Raw genomic sequence first — 21337 nt, 5'->3', positions numbered from 1 at the left:
CGGTATCAAAAAAATAAAAAACGAAAGGTGAGAATATGAATATTATTATTGTTAAGACACATAACGCTACTAGTACTGTTAATGAAGTGCAGGTCATCACTGAAGATGGTAAGCCCACTATCATTAATGCGGTGGACAAAGTTAACTACGAGTTTCATGATACCGCTATTGGACGTGCTCCCAACCATATTATTACTAAACGTATAAAAAATGATTTACACGTCTCATTTGAAAAAGACGGCCAAGATAGTGACCTTATTATTGAAAATTTTTATAATAAAAAAGATATCTCGCTGCTCGGAATTGGCGAAGATGGCGAGTACTATTATTACATTCCTGATACTGGCGAAACCTATGATTACGTGACTCAATTAGAGATAGGAGATGTGGAAGGGCAGGCATTAGGCGGTACAGAATATATTGCAGCAGCAGGTATGCCATGGTGGATACCCGCAGCGGCCGGTCTTGGATTAGTCGGTTTAGTTGCTGGTATTAGTAGTAGGAATAACGATAAATATGTCAACAGCGCACCCGTTGTTGCCCCTGAAGTGACAACCACCCTAGAAGACACCAGCATCATTGGTAACGTACTAAGCAACGACACCGATGTGGATGGTGACACCCTCACCGTAAGCTCTGCGACCATTGATACCAATGGCAATGGTACTTCAGAAGCATTAACCCTAGGCACAGCAACGACAATCACCGCCGCTAATGGTAGCGCTATTGGGGAGCTGACATTAAATAGCGATGGCAGCTATAGCTTTGTCTCAGCAGCCGACTTTAATGGCAGCGTTCCACAAATATCCTACACCGTATCAGATGGTATCGACACTGCTAATACCACACTTGACATCACCGTAGATCCTATCAACGATGCGCCTATCGCCGTTGATGACAGCTATAGTGTGAATGAAGATGGCTCGGTTATCTTAACGCCACTCAAAGGGGACAGCGACATCGATGGTGATACTTTAACCATCACCTCGATCAATGGCACCGTACTGACAGGAGCGGCACAAGTCATCGCTGCTCCTAACGGCAGCGTCAGCATCGACAGCAATGGCGGCATCCTCTTTACCCCAGAGGCCAACTTTAATGGTGAGGTTGAATTTGACTACACCATTAGTGATGGTAATGGCAGCACGGATACCGCGACTGAAACCATCACCGTCACTTCTGTGAATGATGCACCTGTTGCTGTAAACGATGCGTACACCGTTGCTGAAGATGGATCAGTGGCCCTCAACCCCCTTAAGAGTGACAGTGATATTGATGGCAACCCCTTAACGGTCACCAGCATCAATGGCACAGCCTTAACAGGCGCGACTCAAAGCATTACCGTGCCTAATGGCGTAGTAAACATTGACGTCAAAGGCGTTATCAGCTTTAGCCCAAATAGTAACTTTAATGGCAGCGTCAGCTTCCCGTACACCATCAGTGATGGCAGCACCACCGCCAGTGCTATTGAAACCATCACCGTCACCCCAGTAAATGATGCACCCGTTGCTGTAAGCGATGCGTACACCGTTGCTGAGGATGGGTCAATAGCCCTCAACCCCCTTAAGAGTGACAGTGATATTGATGGCAACCCCTTAACGGTCACCAGCATCAATGGCACAGCCTTAACAGGCGCGACTCAAAGCATTACCGTGCCTAATGGCGTGGTAAACATTGACGCCAATGGCGGCATCAACTTTAGCCCAAATAGCAACTTTAATGGCAGCGTCAGCTTCCCGTACACCATCAGTGATGGCAGCACCACCGCCAGTGCTATTGAAACCATCACCGTCACCCCAGTAAATGATGCACCCGTTGCTGTAAACGACGCGTACACCGTTGCTGAGGATGGGTCAGTGGCCCTCAACCCCCTTAAGAGTGACAGTGATATTGATGGCAACCCCTTAACGGTCACCAGCATCAATGGCACAGCCTTAACAGGCGCGACTCAAAGCATTACCGTGCCTAATGGCGTGGTAAACATTGACGCCAATGGTGGCATCCTCTTTACCCCAGAGGCCAACTTTAATGGCAGCGTCAGCTTCCCGTACACCATCAGTGATGGCAGCACCACCGCCAGTGCTATTGAAACCATCACTGTCACTCCTGTGAATGATGCGCCTGTTGTTGCCCCTGAAGTGACCACCACCCTAGAAGACACCAGCATTACTGGTAACGTACTAAGCAACGACACCGATGTGGATGGTGACACCCTCACCGTAAGCTCTGCGACCATTGATACCAATGGCAATGGTACTTCAGAAGCATTAACCCTAGGCACAGCAACGACAATCACCGCCGCTAATGATAGCGCCATTGGCATATTGACGCTCAACAGTGATGGCAGCTATACCTTTACTCCTGCCACCAACTTTAATGGCAGCGCGCCACAAGTGGTCTACACCGTAACTGATAGTAAAGGGGGCAGCGTTAGCACCACCTTAGACATCACCGTCACCCCAGTAAATGATGCACCCGTTGTTGCCCCTGAAGTGACCACCACCCTAGAAGACACCAGCATCATTGGTAACGTACTAAGCAACGACACCGATGTGGATGGTGACACCCTCACCGTAAGTTCTGCGACCATTGATACCAATGGCAATGGTACTTTAGAAGCATTAACCCTAGGCACAGCCACGACAATTACCGCCGCTAATGATAGCGCCATCGGCACATTGACGCTCAACAGTGATGGCAGCTATGTGTTTACTCCTGCCACCAACTTTAATGGCAGCGCGCCACAAGTGGTCTACACCGTGACTGATAGTAAAGGGGGCAGCGTTAGCACCACCTTAGACATCACCGTCACCCCAGTAAATGATGCGCCTGTTGCTGTAAACGATGCGTACACCGTTGCTGAGGATGGGTCAGTGGCCCTCAACCCCCTTAAGAATGACAGCGATATTGATGGCAACCCCTTAACGGTCACCAGCATCAATGGCACAGCCTTAACAGGCGCGGCTCAAAGCATTACCGTGCCTAATGGCGTAGTAAACATTGACGCCAATGGCGGCATCAACTTTAGCCCAAATAGCAACTTTAATGGCAGCGTCAGCTTCCCGTACACCATCAGTGATGGCAGCACCACCGCCAGTGCTATTGAAACCATCACCGTCACTTCTGTGAATGATGCACCTGTTGCTGTAAACGACGCGTACACCGTTGCTGAAGATAGGTCAGTGGCCCTCAACCCCCTTAAGAATGACAGTGATATTGATGGCAACCCCTTAACGGTCACCAGCATCAATGGCACAGCCTTAACAGGCGCGGCTCAAAGCATTACCGTGCCTAATGGCAGCGTCAGCATCGACAGCAATGGTGGCATCCTCTTTACCCCAGAGGCCAACTTTAATGGCAGCGTCAGCTTCCCGTACACCATCAGTGATGGCAGCACCACCGCCAGTGCTATTGAAACCATCACCGTCACCCCAGTAAATGATGCACCCGTTGTTGCCCCTGAAGTGACAACCACCCTAGAAGACACCAGCATCATTGGTAACGTACTAAGCAACGACACCGATGTGGATGGTGACACCCTCACCGTAAGCTCTGCGACCATTGATACCAATGGCAATGGTACTTCAGAAGCATTAACCCTAGGCACAGCAACGACAATCACCGCCGCTAATGGTAGCGCTATTGGGGAGCTGACATTAAATAGCGATGGCAGCTATAGCTTTGTCTCAGCAGCCGACTTTAATGGCAGCGTTCCACAAATATCCTACACCGTATCAGATGGTATCGACACTGCTAATACCACACTTGACATCACCGTAGATCCTATCAACGATGCGCCTATCGCCGTTGATGACAGCTATAGTGTGAATGAAGATGGCTCGGTTATCTTAACGCCACTCAAAGGGGACAGCGACATCGATGGTGATACTTTAACCATCACCTCGATCAATGGCACCGTACTGACAGGAGCGGCACAAGTCATCGCTGCTCCTAACGGCAGCGTCAGCATCGACAGCAATGGCGGCATCCTCTTTACCCCAGAGGCCAACTTTAATGGTGAGGTTGAATTTGACTACACCATTAGTGATGGTAATGGCAGCACGGATACCGCGACTGAAACCATCACCGTCACTTCTGTGAATGATGCACCTGTTGCTGTAAACGATGCGTACACCGTTGCTGAAGATGGATCAGTGGCCCTCAACCCCCTTAAGAGTGACAGTGATATTGATGGCAACCCCTTAACGGTCACCAGCATCAATGGCACAGCCTTAACAGGCGCGACTCAAAGCATTACCGTGCCTAATGGCGTAGTAAACATTGACGTCAAAGGCGTTATCAGCTTTAGCCCAAATAGTAACTTTAATGGCAGCGTCAGCTTCCCGTACACCATCAGTGATGGCAGCACCACCGCCAGTGCTATTGAAACCATCACCGTCACCCCAGTAAATGATGCACCCGTTGCTGTAAGCGATGCGTACACCGTTGCTGAGGATGGGTCAATAGCCCTCAATCCCCTCAAGGGCGATAGTGATATTGATGGCGATATGCTAAGCATCATCAATATTAATGGCACCGCGGTTACCCCAGAGGTCGCCCAAAGCATTGCTGTAGATAATGGCGTGGTCAAGATTGACGTTAACGGTGCGATCACCTTTACCCCAGAGGCCAACTTTAATGGTGAGGTTGAATTTGACTACACCATTAGTGATGGTAATGGCAGCACGGATACCGCGACTGAAACCATCACCGTCACTCCTGTGAATGATGCACCTGTGGCCAAGCCTGAAGTTGAGACAACGGATGAGGACGTCACCTTGACAGGCAACGTGCTTGACAATGACACCGACATAGATAGCAGTACGCTCACCGTTTCAGCCGCAAGCGTTGATGTGGATGGCAGTGGCACCCAAGTGGCGATCACCCTTGGCAGCGCCACCACCATCACCGCCGCTAATGGTAGCGCTATTGGGGAGCTGACATTAAATAGCGATGGCAGCTATAGCTTTGTCTCAGCAGCCGACTTTAATGGCAGCGTTCCACAAATATCCTACACCGTATCAGATGGTATCGACACTGCTAATACCACACTTGACATCACCGTAGATCCTATCAACGATGTGCCTATCGCCGTTGATGACAGCTATAGTGTGAATGAAGATGGCTCGGTTATCTTAACGCCACTCAAAGGGGACAGCGACATCGATGGTGATACTTTAACCATCACCTCGATCAATGGCACCGTACTGACAGGAGCGGCACAAGTCATCGCTGCTCCTAACGGCAGCGTCAGCATCGACAGCAATGGCGGCATCCTCTTTACCCCAGAGGCCAACTTTAATGGTGAGGTTGAATTTGACTACACCATTAGTGATGGTAATGGCAGCACGGATACCGCGACTGAAACCATCACCGTCACTTCTGTGAATGATGCACCTGTTGCTGTAAACGATGCGTACACCGTTGCTGAAGATGGATCAGTGGCCCTCAACCCCCTTAAGAGTGACAGTGATATTGATGGCAACCCCTTAACGGTCACCAGCATCAATGGCACAGCCTTAACAGGCGCGACTCAAAGCATTACCGTGCCTAATGGCGTAGTAAACATTGACGCCAATGGCGGCATCAGCTTTAGCCCAGATAGCAACTTTAATGGCAGCGTCAGCTTCCCATACACCATCAGTGATGGCAGCACCACCGCCAGTGCTATTGAAACTATCACCGTCACCCCAGTAAATGATGCACCCGTTGCTGTAAACGACGCATACACCGTTGCTGAGGATGGGTCAGTAGCCCTCAACCCCCTTAAGAGTGACAGTGATATTGATGGCAACCCCTTAACGGTCACCAGCATCAATGGCACAGCCTTAACAGGCGCGGCTCAAAGCATTACCGTGCCTAATGGCGTGGTAAACATTGACGCCAATGGCGGCATCAACTTTAGCCCAAATAGCAACTTTAATGGCAGCGTCAGCTTCCCGTACACCATCAGTGATGGCAGCACCACCGCCAGTGCTATTGAAACCATCACCGTCACTCCTGTGAATGATGCACCTGTGGCCGTAAACGACGCATACACCGTTACTGAGGATGGGTCAGTGGCCCTCAACCCCCTTAAGAGTGACAGTGATATTGATGGCAACCCCTTAACGGTCACCAGCATCAATGGCACAGCCTTAACAGGCGCGACTCAAAGCATTACCGTGCCTAATGGCGTGGTAAACATTGACGCCAATGGCGGCATCAACTTTAGCCCAAATAGCAACTTTAATGGCAGCGTCAGCTTCCCGTACACCATCAGTGATGGCAGTACCACCGCCAGTGCTATTGAAACCATCACCGTCACCCCAGTAAATGATGCACCCGTTGCTGTAAACGACGCGTACACCGTTGCTGAAGATAGGTCAGTGGCCCTCAACCCCCTTAAGAATGACAGTGATATTGATGGCAACCCCTTAACGGTCACCAGCATCAATGGCACAGCCTTAACAGGCGCGGCTCAAAGCATTACCGTGCCTAATGGCAGCGTCAGCATCGACAGCAATGGTGGCATCCTCTTTACCCCAGAGGCCAACTTTAATGGCAGCGTCAGCTTCCCGTACACCATCAGTGATGGCAGCACCACCGCCAGTGCTATTGAAACCATCACCGTCACCCCAGTAAATGATGCACCCGTTGCTGTAAACGACGCGTACACCGTTGCTGAAGATAGGTCAGTGGCCCTCAACCCCCTTAAGAATGACAGTGATATTGATGGCAACCCCTTAACGGTCACCAGCATCAATGGCACAGCCTTAACAGGCGCGGCTCAAAGCATTACCGTGCCTAATGGCAGCGTCAGCATCGACAGCAATGGTGGCATCCTCTTTACCCCAGAGGCCAACTTTAATGGCAGCGTCAGCTTCCCGTACACCATCAGTGATGGCAGCACCACCGCCAGTGCTATTGAAACCATCACCGTCACCCCAGTAAATGATGCACCCGTTGTTGCCCCTGAAGTGACAACCACCCTAGAAGACACCAGCATCATTGGTAACGTACTAAGCAACGACACCGATGTGGATGGTGACACCCTCACCGTAAGCTCTGCGACCATTGATACCAATGGCAATGGTACTTCAGAAGCATTAACCCTAGGCACAGCAACGACAATCACCGCCGCTAATGGTAGCACCATCGGCATATTGACGCTCAACAGTGATGGCAGCTATACCTTTACTCCTGCCACCAACTTTAATGGCAGCGTGCCACAAGTGGTCTACACCGTGACTGATAGTAAAGGGGGCAGCGTTAGCACCACCTTAGACATCACCGTCACCCCAGTAAATGATGCACCCGTTGCTGTAAACGACGCATACACCGTTGCTGAGGATGGGTCAGTGGCCCTCAACCCCCTTAAGAGTGACAGCGATATTGATGGCAACCCCTTAACGGTCACCAGCATCAATGGCACAGCCTTAACAGGCGCGACTCAAAGCATTACCGTGCCTAATGGCGTAGTAAACATTGACGCCAATGGCGGCATCAACTTTAGCCCAAATAGCAACTTTAATGGCAGCGTCAGCTTCCCGTACACCATCAGTGATGGCAGCACCACCGCCAGTGCTATTGAAACCATCACCGTCACCCCAGTAAATGATGCACCCGTTGCTGTAAACGACGCGTACACCGTTGCTGAAGATAGGTCAGTGGCCCTCAACCCCCTTAAGAATGACAGTGATATTGATGGCAACCCCTTAACGGTCACCAGCATCAATGGCACAGCCTTAACAGGCGCGACTCAAAGCATTACCGTGCCTAATGGCGTGGTAAACATTGACGCCAATGGCGGCATCCTCTTTACCCCAGAGGCCAACTTTAATGGCAGCGTCAGCTTCCCGTACACCATCAGTGATGGCAGCACCACCGCCAGTGCTATTGAAACCATCACCGTCACCCCAGTAAATGATGCACCCGTTGCTGTAAACGACGCGTACACCGTTGCTGAAGATAGGTCAGTGGCCCTCAACCCCCTTAAGAATGACAGTGATATTGATGGCAACCCCTTAACGGTCACCAGCATCAATGGCACAGCCTTAACAGGCGCGGCTCAAAGCATTACCGTGCCTAATGGCAGCGTCAGCATCGACAGCAATGGTGGCATCCTCTTTACCCCAGAGGCCAACTTTAATGGCAGCGTCAGCTTCCCGTACACCATCAGTGATGGCAGCACCACCGCCAGTGCTATTGAAACCATCACCGTCACCCCAGTAAATGATGCACCCGTTGTTGCCCCTGAAGTGACAACCACCCTAGAAGACACCAGCATCATTGGTAACGTACTAAGCAACGACACCGATGTGGATGGTGACACCCTCACCGTAAGCTCTGCGACCATTGATACCAATGGCAATGGTACTTCAGAAGCATTAACCCTAGGCACAGCAACGACAATCACCGCCGCTAATGGTAGCACCATCGGCATATTGACGCTCAACAGTGATGGCAGCTATACCTTTACTCCTGCCACCAACTTTAATGGCAGCGTGCCACAAGTGGTCTACACCGTGACTGATAGTAAAGGGGGCAGCGTTAGCACCACCTTAGACATCACCGTCACCCCAGTAAATGATGCACCCGTTGCTGTAAACGACGCATACACCGTTGCTGAGGATGGGTCAGTGGCCCTCAACCCCCTTAAGAGTGACAGCGATATTGATGGCAACCCCTTAACGGTCACCAGCATCAATGGCACAGCCTTAACAGGCGCGACTCAAAGCATTACCGTGCCTAATGGCGTAGTAAACATTGACGCCAATGGCGGCATCAACTTTAGCCCAAATAGCAACTTTAATGGCAGCGTCAGCTTCCCGTACACCATCAGTGATGGCAGCACCACCGCCAGTGCTATTGAAACCATCACCGTCACCCCAGTAAATGATGCACCCGTTGCTGTAAACGACGCGTACACCGTTGCTGAAGATAGGTCAGTGGCCCTCAACCCCCTTAAGAATGACAGTGATATTGATGGCAACCCCTTAACGGTCACCAGCATCAATGGCACAGCCTTAACAGGCGCGACTCAAAGCATTACCGTGCCTAATGGCGTGGTAAACATTGACGCCAATGGCGGCATCCTCTTTACCCCAGAGGCCAACTTTAATGGTAAGGTTGAATTTGACTACACCATTAGTGATGGTAATGGCAGCACGGATACCGCGACTGAAACCATCACCGTCACTTCTGTGAATGATGCACCTGTGGCCAAGCCTGAAGTTGAGACAACGGATGAGGACGTCACCTTGACAGGCAACGTGCTTGACAATGACACCGACATAGATAGCAGTACGCTCACCGTTTCAGCCGCAAGCGTTGATGTGGATGGCAGTGGCACCCAAGTGGCGATCACCCTTGGCAGCGCCACCACCATCACCGCCGCTAATGGTAGCGCTATTGGGGAGCTGACATTAAATAGCGATGGCAGCTATAGCTTTGTCCCAGCAGCCGACTTTAATGGCAGCGTTCCACAAATATCCTACACCGTATCAGATGGTATCGACACCGCTAATACCACACTTGACATCACCGTAGATCCTATCAACGATGCGCCTATCGCCGTTGATGACAGCTATAGTGTGAATGAAGATGGCTCGGTTATCTTAACGCCACTCAAAGGGGACAGTGACATCGATGGTGATACTTTAACCATCACCTCGATCAATGGCACCGTACTGACAGGAGCGGCACAAGTCATCGCTGCTCCTAACGGCAGCGTCAGCATCGACAGCAATGGCGGCATCCTCTTTACCCCAGAGGCTAACTTTAATGGTGAGGTTGAATTTGACTACACCATTAGTGATGGTAATGGCAGCACGGATACCGCGACTGAAACCATCACCATCACTTCTGTGAATGATGCGCCTGTGGTCAAGCCTGAAGTTGAGACAACGGATGAGGACGTCACCTTGACAGGCAACGTGCTTGACAATGACACCGACATAGATAGCAGTACGCTCACCGTTTCAGCCGCAAGCGTTGATGTGGATGGCAGTGGCACCCAAGTGGCGATCACCCTTGGCAGCGCCACCACCATCACCGCCGCTAATGGTAGCGCTATTGGGGAGCTGACATTAAATAGCGATGGCAGCTATAGCTTTGTCCCAGCAGCCGACTTTAATGGCAGCGTTCCACAAATATCCTACACCGTATCAGATGGTATCGACACCGCTAATACCACACTTGACATCACCGTAGATCCTATCAACGATGCGCCTATCGCCGTTGATGACAGCTATAGTGTGAATGAAGATGGCTCGGTTATCTTAACGCCACTCAAAGGGGACAGCGACATCGATGGTGATACTTTAACCATCACCTCGATCAATGGCACCGTACTGACAGGAGCGGCACAAGTCATTGCTGCTCCTAACGGCAGCGTCAGCATCGACAGCAATGGTGGCATCCTCTTTACCCCAGAGGCCAACTTTAATGGCAGCGTCAGCTTCCCGTACACCATCAGTGATGGCAGCACCACCGCCAGTGCTATTGAAACCATCACCGTCACTCCTGTGAATGATGCACCTGTGGCCGTAAACGACGCATACACCGTTACTGAGGATGGGTCAGTGGCCCTCAACCCCCTTAAGAGTGACAGTGATATTGATGGCAACCCCTTAACGGTCACCAGCATCAATGGCACAGCCTTAACAGGCGCGACTCAAAGCATTACCGTGCCTAATGGCGTGGTAAACATTGACGCCAATGGCGGCATCAGCTTTAGCCCAAATAGCAACTTTAATGGCAGCGTCAGCTTCCCGTACACCATCAGTGATGGCAGTACCACCGCCAGTGCTATTGAAACCATCACCGTCACCCCAGTAAATGATGCACCCGTTGCTGTAAACGACGCGTACACCGTTGCTGAAGATAGGTCAGTGGCCCTCAACCCCCTTAAGAATGACAGTGATATTGATGGCAACCCCTTAACGGTCACCAGCATCAATGGCACAGCCTTAACAGGCGCGGCTCAAAGCATTACCGTGCCTAATGGCAGCGTCAGCATCGACAGCAATGGTGGCATCCTCTTTACCCCAGAGGCCAACTTTAATGGCAGCGTCAGCTTCCCGTACACCATCAGTGATGGCAGCACCACCGCCAGTGCTATTGAAACCATCACCGTCACCCCAGTAAATGATGCACCCGTTGCTGTAAACGACGCGTACACCGTTGCTGAAGATAGGTCAGTGGCCCTCAACCCCCTTAAGAATGACAGTGATATTGATGGCAACCCCTTAACGGTCACCAGCATCAATGGCACAGCCTTAACAGGCGCGGCTCAAAGCATTACCGTGCCTAATGGCAGCGTCAGCATCGACAGCAATGGTGGCATCCTCTTTACCCCAGAGGCCAACTTTAATGGCAGCGTCAGCTTCCCGTACACCATCAGTGATGGCAGCACCACCGCCAGTGCTATTGAAACCATCACCGTCACCCCAGTAAATGATGCGCCTGTTGTTGCCCCTGAAGTGACAACCACCCTAGAAGACACCAGCATCATTGGTAACGTACTAAGCAACGACACCGATGTGGATGGTGACACCCTCACCGTAAGCTCTGCGACCATTGATACCAATGGCAATGGTACTTCAGAAGCATTAACCCTAGGCACAGCAACGACAATCACCGCCGCTAATGGTAGCACCATCGGCATATTGACGCTCAACAGTGATGGCAGCTATACCTTTACTCCTGCCACCAACTTTAATGGCAGCGTGCCACAAGTGGCCTACACCGTGACTGACAGCAAAGGGGGCAGCGTTAGCACCACCTTAGACATCACCGTCACCCCAGTAAATGATGCACCTGTTGTTGCCCCTGAAGTGACCACCACCCTAGAAGACACCAGCATCATTGGTAACGTACTAAGCAACGACACCGATGTGGATGGTGACACCCTCACCGTAAGTTCTGCGACCATTGATACCAATGGCAATGGTACTTCAGAAGCATTAACCCTAGGCACAGCAACGACAATCACCGCCGCTAATGGTAGCACCATCGGCACATTGACGCTCAACAGTGATGGCAGCTATGTGTTTACTCCTGCCACCAACTTTAATGGCAGCGCGCCACAAGTGGTCTACACCGTGACTGATAGTAAAGGGGGCAGCGTTAGCACCACCTTAGACATCACCGTCACCCCAGTAAATGATGCACCCGTTGCTGTAAACGATGCATACACCGTTGCTGAGGATGGGTCAGTAGTATTGACGCCGCTAACAACCGGTATTGCGGATAGCGACATAGATCTTGACACATTAAGCATTACTAATATCAACGGCACCGCGCTTACTCCAGGCACCGCCCAAAGCATTACCGTGCCTAATGGCGTGGTAAACATTGACGTCAAAGGCGTTATCAGCTTTAGCCCAGATAGCAACTTTAATGGCAGCGTCAGCTTCCCGTACACCATCAGTGATGGCAGCACCACCGCCAGTGCTATTGAAACCATCACCGTCACCCCAGTAAATGATGCACCCGTTGCCGTAAACGACGCATACACCGTTGCTGAGGATGGGTCAGTGGCCCTCAACCCCCTTAAGAGTGACAGTGATATTGATGGCAACCCCTTAACGGTCACCAGCATCAATGGCACAGCCTTAACAGGCGCGACTCAAAGCATTACCGTGCCTAATGGCGTGGTAAACATTGACGCCAATGGCGGCATCAACTTTAGCCCAAATAGCAACTTTAATGGCAGCGTCAGCTTCCCGTACACCATCAGTGATGGCAGCACCACCGCCAGTGCTATTGAAACCATCACTGTCACTCCTGTGAATGATGCGCCTGTTGTTGCCCCTGAAGTGACAACCACCCTAGAAGACACCAGCATCATTGGTAACGTACTAAGCAACGACACCGATGTGGATGGTGACACCCTCACCGTAAGTTCTGCGACCATTGATACCAATGGCAATGGTACTTCAGAAGCATTAACCCTAGGCACAGCAACGACAATCACCGCCGCTAATGATAGCGCCATTGGCATATTGACGCTCAACAGTGATGGCAGCTATACCTTTACTCCTGCCACCAACTTTAATGGCAGCGCGCCACAAGTGGTCTACACCGTGACTGATAGTAAAGGGGGCAGCGTTAGCACCACCTTAGACATCACCGTCACCCCAGTAAATGATGCACCTGTTGTTGCCCCTGAAGTGACCACCACCCTAGAAGACACCAGCATCATTGGTAACGTACTAAGCAACGACACCGATGTGGATGGTGACACCCTCACCGTAAGTTCTGCGACCATTGATACCAATGGCAATGGTACTTCAGAAGCATTAACCCTAGGCACAGCAACGACAATCACCGCCGCTAATGATAGCGCCATTGGCATATTGACGCTCAACAGTGATGGCAGCTATACCTTTACTCCTGCCACCAACTTTAATGGCAGCGCGCCACAAGTGGTCTACACCGTGACTGATAGTAAAGGGGGCAGCGTTAGCACCACCTTAGACATCACCGTCACCCCAGTAAATGATGCACCCGTTGTTGCCCCTGAAGTGACAACCACCCTAGAAGACACCAGCATCATTGGTAACGTACTAAGCAACGACACCGATGTGGATGGTGACACCCTCACCGTAAGTTCTGCGACCATTGATACCAATGGCAATGGTACTTCAGAAGCATTAACCCTAGGCACAGCAACGACAATCACCGCCGCTAATGGTAGCACCATCGGCACATTGACGCTCAACAGTGATGGCAGCTATGTGTTTACTCCTGCCACCAACTTTAATGGCAGCGCGCCACAAGTGGTCTACACCGTGACTGATAGTAAAGGGGGCAGCGTTAGCACCACCTTAGACATCACCGTCACCCCAGTAAATGATGCGCCTGTTGCCGTGGATGACACTAAAACTGGTATCAGTGGTCAGCCATTGGTAATCAGAGTGTTGGACAACGACAGCGATCTTGAAAACAACATTGACGCTACCCGCGTGCGACTCATTGACCCCAATACTGGCACTCAAGTGAGCAGCATTACTGTTGCTAATGAAGGTGTCTGGACTATAAGCTCAGTTACAGGCGAGGTCACCTTTACCCCGAAGACGGGCTTTACCTCAGACCCTACGCCTGTCAAGTACGTGGTTTCCGACCTTAACGGTTTGCAGTCTAATCCAGCGCTCATCACCTTGAACTATCCAAATATCACTCCAGTTGCCCAACCAGACACCAAAAGTCTTATAGAAGATTCAGGAGCGGCAACGGTTACTGGTAATGTATTAACCAACGATAATTTGGGCAACACACCTATCCAAAAAATCGTATGGGGTAGTGAAACAGCCAACTATGGCAGTGTCACCAAAAACAGTGATGGAACTTATAGTTACACTCTTAACAACAGTAACTCTTCAGTACAAGCTCTTGCTCAAGAACAAAAAGTAACTGAAATATTTAACTATACTATTACTGACCAAGATGGTCAGACATCAACTTCAAGCCTTACTATCACCATTACTGGCACCAATGACCGTCCAACGATTACTAACGGTGCTACTGCCACAGGTATCATCGATTCAAGGCAGATTACAGAACAAACAGATACTGTTGCTATCATTCGAACAGGGGTCATAAACTTTGCTGATGTCGATACCACTGATACGCTAACACTCAGCTATCTAAAAACTGAAAACTTATACAGCTATGGTAGCGGCAACACGCTCACTTCGTTAACTACTGAGCAGAAGACAGCTTTAGAAAACATATTCTCTGTAACCAAAACCGACAATAGTCAGGGAAGTTGGAACATTAACGCTATCTCAACTGCGCTTGATATTATCCCTGAGGGGCAGAGCGTTACTATTCGTTATGCAGTGCAGGTAGCAGACAATAAAAGTGTTGTCACTACTGCTAACGGTAATCAAATCAGCAAAAGTGAAATCCGCTATGTTGAAGTGACGATTATCGGTACTAACGATGGTGGCATTGCACTGGCTAATAATGCGATTACTATCAATGAAAATGGCACAACCACCAAAAGCGGTGTTAAAGCTACTATCTTTGATGCAAATGATACCGATGACCCAGACTTTGGTGAGCAGCTAACCGTAGAGAGTTTTGAGATTGGTGGTGGGACAACTATTAGTGTAGATCCTATCAATGCAAACAATACAGCTCAAAATGTAGTGATAAACGGTAATAAAGTTGGTGAGATTATCTTTAACAGCGATGGTACTTATGTATATACAGCAACCACTGATTATAGCGGCACATTACCTGTAATCACTGCCAATGTGTCTAATGGCGTTACTGGTGCTACTCGCGAAACAGCAAGCCAAACCCTAACCATCACCGTAAAACCAGTATCTGACAAACCTGGGCTTACTGCAGTTAGCGTTTCAACTCCTGAAGATACTACAGTGCTGTTAGGTTTGAAAGCGCCTACCATTACTGACAATCAAGATTTAAATGGCGCTGTCAATAATACTGATAATCCTGAGCGTATTGGTTTAATCACTTTAACGGGTATACCTAGTGGTGTAGTGCTGAATTATGGTAGCGGAATTATTAATACTACTGCCAATCAAACGATTAGAATAAAACTTAGTGATGTGCCTATTATTAATAATCCACCAAACTTAAGCTCGCTAACAGCCACTATGACCAAAGCTGAGTTTGAATCGATGACACTGACACCGCCCAAAGACAATGCGACAAACATATCTATTAGTATGTCAGTCACTGAATACGAGGTTAATACAGACGGCGATATTGCAAGGGTAGATAGCAATGGCAATCCTGTCAATACAGGTGGCACTCTTATTGCAGGTGCAACGTCTACCACTAACATTGTTGTCAATGTTCAAGCCGTTACTGATAGTGTCGGTAACAACGCGACTGGTGATGATGTCAGTCAGTTCGGATATACAGCGGACGCAGCAAATGTTAGTGGCAACACATTCACAGCCACAGCAAATGAAGGCGAATATACCACCCTACCAATAACCACTAAGTTTGGTGACCTAGTAGGTGGCACCAGTAATCAAGAGACTTATGGATTTGTGATAAAAGGTCTAATTTCTGGTGCTATTATCGAATTTACACCCGCGGGTAGTACCACGGCGACTCTTTATACCGCTAATGCTAGTGGTCAAGTATTGATTGGTGCTACTCAAAGTGGTACTACTATCACTGCAACTACCTTGATTGCTAGAGCTGGTACAGAGCCACAGATTCGCATTAAGTCTGCAGATTATGATTCAAGAGACATGAGCAGTGTCACTATATCGCTATATACTCAAGATCATGACTCTGACCTTGCCTCTACTCCTAAAGATAAAACTGTCGAGCTGATCAGTACGGTCAACGTAAATTTAACCGTCACTCCAGTTGGTGGTCAAGTAGGGATGACTGCAAGCGCTATTAGCACTACTGAAGACACGGCAGTGACTCTTGATAAGTTCGGTTTTAAAGTACTCGATAATAAATCAGATACAAGCAATGCCAATCCAGAAACGATTACTAAGATTGAGTTTACTCTATTAGAAGGTTGGATTTACAAAGACAGTGCCGGTAATTCGACCACAGGTATAAGTGGTGGTAGCAATATCACTGTTAACGTCATAAGCTCAACTGACTTAAGCAATTTCTCAATCAAGCCACCAGCACAATCATCGAAAGATGCTAACTTTACTTTTAAAGTCACAAGCTCAGATATTGATGACGATGGTGGTAATAGTAATAGTAAAACGACTGAGTTACCGCCTAAAAAGATCACCGTCACTCCAGTCGCCGAGATGGTTGGAGGACGTAGCGATAGTGATCAGGTAGATGATTTAACCATCAATTCAGACCACACTTACACCACCACTGCGCAAGAAGATACGGCATTCAATCTTGGCGTTGATGGCACGTTCAATCTACAAACGGGATGGTCTAACCAAGATGATACGGTTAATTTTGGACAAGAAAGCCACACCAACAACCCTACCGACTCTGAGCAGACTTACGCTCACTTAACCTTTGGTAATAAGGACGGCACCGTTTTTACCTCTATTGCTGGTGCTGTATTTACTTATAATAATGGCAGTAAGACTGTTAGCATCATAGATAATGGCTTAGGTGTGGACATTCCAGCCGCTTATCTTAATACAGTGACGGTAACAGCGCCCACAAATTATAGTGATTTCAGTAAAACTGCTTCTGCAAGTACCGCAGTAAAGGTGCAGGCTAAGACTCTAGACTATGATGAAGATGGTACTGGTAAAGTGGAAACAACCAGTGGTGAGAGTTACTTGACGTTTGTAGTTAAAGGTGTCGCAGATAAAGTGACCCTAGCAGTTGATCCTGCTACAGGCAATGAAGATCAGGCAATCAACGGTGGTAATCAGCGTGATGGTTCATCAGCTGCTGTCATCGATTCTGCCAAAGGTATTCCGCTAAAAATCCGTCCAAGCTCACGAGATAATGATGGCTCAGAAGTTTATGATGTCACCATCTCAAGTATACCAGTAGGGGCTCAGCTGTATATTCATAAGGGTACTACGATAACAGAGTTAGTTCCTATTAACGGCTCTGTGACCATCGCAGACTATACTAAAGCGGTAGATAAATTATACTTTATCCCTGCCGAAAACTTTAGCGGTACGGTAAATCTACAAGTATCATCAGTCAGTAAAGAGAGTGATGGTGACATCAGTGTGCCTCTGATTCTAACATTACCGGTTACAGTGGTTGGCAAAGCTGACCTCATCTTAAATGATGACTTAAAGGTAAGTGCTGAAAGTGGTAAAAACTATACCTATATTACCGATGAAGCAACAGTAGATGCTACTGTCAATAAAACTATTGCGTTATCTGACTTATTTAATACGGTAGCCGATATCAAAGCCTATGATGCTGATGTACCTCTGGCTGAGCAGGTGATTTACCGTGTCGAGGGTCTGCCTGTCGGTTTTAATCTGACCGGTGAAGGGGTGACATTTTTGGGTGGTGTTGGTGACAAACGTGTATGGTCAATAATGCTAGAGTCGCTAAAAGATGGTAGCGCCCAACTAGTCGCACCCAACAACTTCGCAGGTGATGTCAGCTTTACCATTACTGGTGTTACCACAGAGACAGGGTCAGGAAACAGTGTTTCTCATGACAAAAAACAAGTCACTATTTTAGTTAAACCAGATGCTGCCGATAGTACAATGAACAATCCGCAAATCGTTGCCACTGAAGATGTATGGACAACGATAGACTTTAAGGCAGCCTTTGTCAGTACTGATACTACAAACTCAGCCAATAGTATGACGGGCTATGAAGCGTTGAAGAGTATTATAATCTCAGCTAATACCTTGTCAGACGCTGACCTTACCTTACGAGTAGATGGTGGCGTGGTGGCTCTTAAGGCCAACGAAAACATAACCATTACGGCAGGTCAAAAAGTCGAGTTTAAATATGATAGTGATAAATTACACAGTGATAGCAATGTCAATATAGCGTTTGACTATACTTATACTGATATTACTAAGCTATCAGATGATTCAGAGATATCTGAAACCTCTTTAACTAAGAGTGCTATTGTAAATGTGACTTTCCAATCTGTCACTGATCAACCAGTCATCACTTTAAGCTCAACAGACAATAAGATTGATAACAGCGGGAACGATGATACATTATCAGTTGTGGTCTCTATGACTTCCCTAGACCAAGATGGTTCAGAGAGTTTTACCCGTCTAGAGGTCAGAGATGTACCTGAAGGACTAATTGTAGTAGGTGGTATATTGTCAGATAGTATTTGGTATGTTGATATAACAGACCAAGCAATCACAGCCGCTCAACCGACCTACGAGCTAGTATTAGCGCTTAATGAAAGCAGCCCTAACATTCCTGAAGGCACTTTTGCGATTAAGGTAACGGGTGTTACCCAAGATATCAATGGGCAAGGTCGTGATGGTAAAGAGGAGAAGGTTGAAGCACAGAAGTTTGATATCGTTCTGAGCAGACCGGTTACTGATAGCACTGATCCTACTCGTACTGCTGATTTGATAGCTATTTTTCAAAAAGAGACAATAGAACCATCACAGTCAGATGAGGATACCAAAATAGTATTAGGCGACATACTAAACGCCACCTTGGTCTCTGATCTCTCAGTACCAGTAATCGCATATACTTTCCTTATAAGCAACCTACCAGTAGGCACTCTGTTACAGAGCCCTAATGATGATGTGAGCATACAGCAGGTCAATGGAAAATATCTTATTGACGTTAAGGAGGCCAGTAATCTCACCCCGGAGGAGGCACTTAATACCATCACAGTAACGCCACCTGCTAACTTTAGTACTAATGTATCTGAAACCAATCAGGATATTAGTTTTGATGTGATATTTACCGCTTTAGACAATAATGGTCGTGAGGCAATCGCCAAAATCGATAATGTTAGGGTCACTATAAAGCCACTTACAGACCCAATGGACGCAGCTGGCAAAAACACGATTGTACAGATAGCTGAAGATACTACCGTCAATATCAATATTAACTTGAAAAATAGCGCTGATGGCGACTATGTAGAACTTATCGATGGCAACCTATATATACAACTTAATGAGACCAAGCTATTCACAGGTACTGGTCCTGCTGGGGTATTAACTGACGCCAGTGGTAATGTATTACTGCCAGTCACATTACAAGCGAATGCTGTTGGTAATATCCCTGCTGGCACTTATTATGTCTTAAAAGTAACAGATGCCAATACTTTTATAAGTGGTATAAATCCACCTGATACTGTGATGATCAAATATACTCCTGCTGAAAATGCGGATGGTAGTGCAGTGGTCAAGGTTTATACTGCGCACAAAGAAGTCACTGATATCGTAGAACACGATAGCGGCACGCTGACCTATGAGCATAGCTATGATATAAAGGTGGCCAAACAGTCAGATAACATGAAGATAACCAGTAGTAGTAATGGCTCAACCACCACCGCTATAGGTGATGAAGATACGATGATTGCTATCGATTATAAGATTACTAATATCGATGAAGGCGATACGGCAGCTGCTATCAGTTTGGATAATATTCCTAATGATTATTTGGTCTACTACACTAATAAAAATGGCACCAAAGCATTGGCCAATAACAATGGCGATATTGATGGTGACGGCGATAATTTATGGTCAATCAATGTCTCTAATTTAGGTAGTATCAACAGCGGCGAAACCAGCAATATCTTTATCGTACCTCCTAATAATATCAGTGGCACTGAAGTACAGGGTATTGAGATGAAAGTCATCAATGACAGTGGCAGTATAAGTGCGCCGCTAGTTATTGACCTTGATATAACCCCAGTCGCTGACCAAATAATCTTTAAGCCAACGTCAGTACTCGGCTTTCAAGGGAAATGGACAGCGTTGAATCTAAATGCAAACATGGTAGATATTGATGGTAGTGAAACGGTCAACGTCATACTTACAGGTGAGAATCTGTATGGTGATGTCCTCAAAGTCGCCACTAGTGCGGGTACTGCCATTGATGTAACTTGGAGTGCTGCCACTAAGACCTATACTATTGTAGGCATCACACCGGCCCAACTTAATGATTTACTAGTACAATCAGCGACCTCATATGTTGGTACGCTGAAGATAAGCTTGCAAACGGTCGAAACCGCGAATAGTGCCAGTCAGACCACTTTAGTCACTGATATCGATGTTGATATTGCTCCTACTTTAACATTTAGCGGAACAGATAAAGATGATGCACTCATCTCGGTCAATCAGACCAATTCTGTCAATTATTCTGGTGGGGCTGGCAATGATACTTTCATCGGCGGCAGTGGTAATGATTTCTTAGCTGGCGGCAGTGGCAATGATTTCTTAGTTGGCGGCAGTGGTAATGATTTCTTAGATGGCGGTAGTGGCAACGATTTCTTAGATGGCGGTATTGGTGCTGATACTCTCAAAGGTGGCATAGGTAATGATACTATCGTATTTACCGCAGACAATATTTTGATGGATGGCGGTGACGGTATTGATTCCTTACTCATTAATATAGCTGACACTAGTATTGACTTCAGTAACTTTGATTCAACGGTATTCGAGAGCTTTGAAGTTATCGATATGACGGGTAATGGCGCACAAAAACTGACCAATCTAAGTACTAGTGACGTGCTTGATATTATGAATGAGACGGTGATGACTGGTAAAAAACTGATTATCAATGGTGATAGTGCAGATAGTGTCTCGTTATCTGGTACTGGTTGGACAAATACCGGTACTAGACAACAAGATGGTAATAGCTATGATGTTTATAGCTTTGGCGATACTAACGGAACGCATGATGTTCTCATTCAATCGGCTATCGACATCGACACTACCTTGATAATATAAGTTGTGTCACT

1 protein-coding gene is annotated in these 21337 nt (G+C 47.8%); it reads left to right on the top strand.

Annotated elements, in window-relative coordinates:
- The first annotated feature begins 35 nt into the window (after positions 1-35).
- Complete coding sequence (locus tag H4W00_RS09255; RefSeq protein WP_209957516.1) at positions 36-21326, top strand: tandem-95 repeat protein; 21291 nt, start codon at positions 36-38, stop codon at positions 21324-21326.
- The last annotated feature ends 11 nt before the right edge of the window (positions 21327-21337 follow it).

Source organism: Psychrobacter sp. PL19, assembly GCF_017875835.1.
In the GTDB taxonomy this organism is placed as follows: domain Bacteria; phylum Pseudomonadota; class Gammaproteobacteria; order Pseudomonadales; family Moraxellaceae; genus Psychrobacter.
Note: the sequence above shows the minus strand (reverse complement) of the source record. Positions and strands in the feature narration are given on the sequence as shown.

Coding starts and splice junctions, on each gene's coding strand:
- H4W00_RS09255 (WP_209957516.1), top strand. CDS start 36: ATGAATATTATTATTGTTAAGACACATAACGCTACTAGTACTGTTAAT.